The 1218-nt window shown below is 65.8% G+C and carries 1 protein-coding gene; it reads right to left on the reverse strand.

The genetic code is table 11. The annotated features are described in order from the left end of the window. Nucleotides 1-1218 (reverse strand): family 2B encapsulin nanocompartment shell protein (locus BLQ75_RS22855; RefSeq protein ID WP_092604731.1); only part of this gene is annotated, 1218 nt, incomplete at both ends.

Genomic DNA, 1218 nt, shown 5'->3' on the forward strand with positions numbered 1-1218 from the left:
CGATCTCGACGTGTTCGAGGACGCCGAGCGCGTCGGGGACGAGTACGGCCGCGGAGTAGTAGGCGCTGACGAGGTAGGAGATGATGGCCCGCTCGTCGATGCCCATGAACCGCACGGACAGGCCCGGCTGGTACTCGTCCGGGATACCGGTCTGGTGCAGCCCCACCACGCCCTGGTTGTGTTCGCCGGTGCGCATCAGCAGGATGGAGCTGGTGCGGGTGTCGCTGACGTGCAGCTTGTTGCAGGGGAAGATGGGAACACCCCGCCAGGCGGGGACCTTGTTGCCGTTGATGTCGATGCTCTGGGGATAGAGACCGCGCCGGTTGCATTCCCGTCCGAAGGCGGCGATGGTGCGCGGATGCGCCAGGAAGAAGTCGGCGTCCTTCCACACCAGTGCCAGCAGTTCGTCGAGGTCGTCGGGAGTGGGGGGGCCGGTGCGGGTATGAATCCGCTGCGAGAGATCCGCATTGTGCAACAACCCGAACTCACGATTGTTGACCAGCTCCTCCTCCTGACGCTCCCGCAACGCCTCGATCGTCAACCGCAACTGCTGCTCGGTCTGATTCATCGGCTGGTTGTACAAATCAGCCACCCGACTGTGCACCCGCAACACCGTCTGCGCCACACTGAGCTCGTACTCACGCGGCTCCAACTCGTAATCCACATACGTCCCCGCCAACGCCGGCTCACCCCGATGCCCCGACAACACATCAATCGCCGCCTCACCGTGTTTGTTGTGTGGGGGGAGAGCACGGGAGTCGGTGTCCCGCAGGTGCCGGGCCAGGTTGTCGAAGCGGTCGGTCAGCTCCCGGACGTCCTGACGATGAAGGACGAGCACGGTGCAGGGGGTGACCGCCTTGAGCGTGTGCGGCCAAGTGGCCTCCTCGTCGACGAGGATTCGCTGCCCGATGTGCTCGCCGTCGGCGAGCACGTCGAGCACGCTGTCCTCGCCGTACTCTCCGACACCGAGCTTGTTGGCCTTGCCGTGGGCCATCAGCACCACCCGATCGGCCGCACCACCCCGCTCGACGATCACGTCGCCGGGCTGGTACTCCTCCTGCACGAAGCGATCCGCCAGGGCGGCCAGGGCCGACTCGTCGTCGAAACCGCGCAGCAGCGGCAGCTCCCGCAGCTCCTGCGGGATCACCCGCACCTGCGCGCCGGTGTTGGTAAACGTCAACCGCCCGTCACCGAGCAGGTACGTCAACCTCCGGTTGA

It is taken from the genome of Actinopolyspora xinjiangensis (assembly GCF_900104475.1).
Taxonomy (GTDB): Bacteria; Actinomycetota; Actinomycetes; order Mycobacteriales; family Pseudonocardiaceae; genus Actinopolyspora; species Actinopolyspora xinjiangensis.